Here is a 2,401-nt window from a genome sequence, read left to right on the forward strand (position 1 = left end):
GGGGGGGGGGGGGGGGGGGGGGGGGGGGGGGGGGGGGGGCCCGGGGGGGGGGGGGGGGCCCGGCCCCGCGACCGGGGGCGGCCGGGCCGGGACCGGGAGCGGCCGGGCCGGGGCCGGGAGCGGCCGGGCCGGGGCCGGGCGCGGCGGACTGCGGGGACCGGCGGGGGGCGAACCAGTTGCTGGTGCTCTCCGCTTCGGCCGGCGCGGCCGACCGCGCGGGGGCGGGCGCGGGCGCCTCGGCCGCGGCGGGCGCGGGCAGCTCGGGCCGCGCGGGGTCGGCCTCCGACTCGCCGACCGGCTTGCGCACGACCACCGGCGGGATGGGCCGGGACCCCGGGATGTTGATGCGGATCCGGGTGGTCAGCGTGGTCTCGGTCTTCGGCTCGGAGTCGGCGGAGTCGCCGGCGGGCGTGGACGGCTTGGAAGTCACAGTGTTCCCCTCCGGAGGGTTCGCCTTGCCGGTCGTTCCGGCCGTCGGATTCTGGCTCGATCCGTACGGCGGCGTACCCGACGGGTAGGCGGCGCCTCCAAGCCCCTTGGGCCCGGAGGACGAACTGTCAGTTTCACGGCTCAAGGCAGGTTCTCCCGGTTGGCTCCGCCGCCCGTCATACCGTGCGCGGGCAGCTCGGCGGCCCGTCCACCATACTGGCCGCGGCCGGGAGGCGGTCGGGGGACGGCCGCGGGCCGGTCCGCCGCGCGGTCGCGGGGCGGGGCGCACCGGGGCATTTCACAACGCCCGGGCGGCTCCCCCTCGGTGCGGCGGACGGCACGTCACCGGCGGGGGCGCGCGGCCGAAACCGGTCGGTCCGCCGGCGGGTCCACCGGTCCGCGCATCGTGGCACACATCACAGCGAGTGCCATACCGCCAAGAAAATAGGCATACATGCCGATTCCGGCCACTCCGACGAGGCGGTCGCCCTCGGGTCGCGGGATGCTCAGCACCACGTACGAGAGGAACCAGCCGGCGGTCGCGACGCCGACCCCGAGCCCGGTCCCGGTGACCAGCCGGCCCGCCAGGAACAGGCCGGACAGGGCGAGCAGGGCGAGCAGCAGACCGGCCGGCAGCCAGAGGTCCACCACGAGCCAGCCGGCGGCGCCGGTGAGCAGGCCGGCCACGAGCAGGCCGAGCAGTGCGGCGATCCGGGCGGGGGTGAGCGTGCCGGTCACGCCTGCGCTCCTTCGGTGGCGATCCCGGCGAAGAGGTCGTCCTCGCGCTCGCCCTCGGGGGCGCCGGGGGTGCCGGAGACCAACTCGTAGTACTCGCGCGTGAGGAGCGGCTGGGCGAGGTCGTTGGAGAGCGCGAAGAAGCCTCCGTCGACGGCGATCTGGGTGGCGTGGGCGCGCATGGCGGCGGCCTTGGCCGCCTCGTAGGCCCCGGTGCCGCTGTCGTCCCGGATCTCGGTGGTGATGCGGGCGTCGTCGACCACGCCGGGCACGTCGCCGGGTTCGGCGATGCCGGGGAAGGGGGTGCCGGCGGCACGGAGCTTGGCGAAGCCCTCCTCGACCACCGAGCGGGGTACGCGGTTCCAGTACACCTTGGCGATCCGGTGCGGCTCGCCGAGGTCGCGGCGGTAGGCGGGTTCGGCGGCCAGTTCGGTGGCGCGCATGGCGACCCGGTGTGCCTGGATGTGGTCGGGGTGCCCGTAGCCGCCGTCGGGGTCGTAGGTGACCAGCACCTGGGGCCGGAGGGAACGGATGACCTCGACCAGGTGGGCGGCGGCCTCGTCGGTGTCGGCGGCCCAGAAGGCGCCGGGGCGCCGGTTCTGGTCCAGGCCCATCATCCCGGAGTCGCGGAACCGGCCCGGCCCGCCGAGGAAGCGGTGGTCGGTCACGCCGAGCTCGGCCATGGCGGCGGCGAGCTCGCCGACCCGGTGGGCGCCCAGGGTGTCGTCCTGGTCGGCCGTCAGGTGGGCGAGCCCGGAGGGGATGACCTCGCCCTCCTCGCCCAGGGTGCAGGTGACCAGGGCGACGTGGGCGCCCTCGGCCGCGTACCTGGCCATGGTGACGCCGTTGTTGATCGACTCGTCGTCGGGGTGCGCGTGCACGAGGAGCAGACGACGGGCAGGAAGACCGTTCATAGGGGTCAGCCTACGAGGAGCGGGCGGCTCACAACTTGAGGCTGCTGATCATCCCCGCCACATTCGTGGTCAGCGCGTTCAGAGTGTCCTGCAGCGAGGAAGAGGCGAGGTAGAAACCGAGCAGCACGCACACGACGGCGTGCCCGGTCTTGAGCCCCGCCTTGCGGATCAGCAGGAAGACAATGATCGCCAGCAGCACCACGGCAGAGATCGAGAGTGCCACGGCGTTCCACCTCCACGTCGGACGGGGACATCGATGCGCGCGGACGCGCACACGACGGAGTCATACCCACCGTGCGCTACGGATCATAACTATCCGTCTC

General features: G+C 74.5%; 4 protein-coding genes. 1 reads left to right on the plus strand and 3 read right to left on the minus strand.

The genetic code is table 11. The features are described 5' to 3' along the window. The first annotated feature begins 182 nt into the window (after positions 1-182). Positions 183-518 (plus strand): hypothetical protein, encoded by a 336-nt coding sequence (locus ACFY61_RS09155; protein ID WP_389469316.1) that lies wholly within the window; start codon positions 183-185, stop codon positions 516-518. 253 nt (positions 519-771) lie between these two features. On the opposite strand, the gene ACFY61_RS09160 is transcribed toward ACFY61_RS09155, so the two are convergent. From ACFY61_RS09160 to ACFY61_RS09170, 3 genes are read right to left on the minus strand one after another with little or no spacing between them, the layout of a single operon-like run. Beyond that, complete coding sequence (locus tag ACFY61_RS09160; protein WP_389468980.1) at positions 772-1,167, minus strand: DUF6113 family protein; 396 nt, start codon at positions 1,165-1,167, stop codon at positions 772-774. Beyond that, positions 1,164-2,078: an N-acetyl-1-D-myo-inositol-2-amino-2-deoxy-alpha-D-glucopyranoside deacetylase gene (gene mshB, locus ACFY61_RS09165; protein WP_389468983.1), complete on the minus strand. Its 915-nt coding sequence runs from the start codon at positions 2,076-2,078 to the stop codon at positions 1,164-1,166. The genes ACFY61_RS09160 and mshB overlap by 4 nt, the downstream gene beginning before the upstream one ends. A 28-nt stretch (positions 2,079-2,106) precedes the next feature. Then, the gene (locus ACFY61_RS09170) at positions 2,107-2,301 is read right to left on the minus strand and encodes a hypothetical protein (RefSeq protein ID WP_389468985.1); all 195 of its coding nucleotides are present in this window, start codon (positions 2,299-2,301) and stop codon (positions 2,107-2,109) included. Between the last annotated feature and the right edge of the window lie 100 nt (positions 2,302-2,401).

It is taken from the genome of Streptomyces sp. NPDC012888, assembly GCF_042900645.1.
Classification (GTDB): domain Bacteria; phylum Actinomycetota; class Actinomycetes; order Streptomycetales; family Streptomycetaceae; genus Streptomyces.

Excerpts from the sequence above, each read along its gene's own strand:
- mshB (WP_389468983.1), bottom strand. The coding sequence starts at position 2,078 with ATGAACGGTCTTCCTGCCCGTCGTCTGCTCCTCGTGCACGCGCACCCC.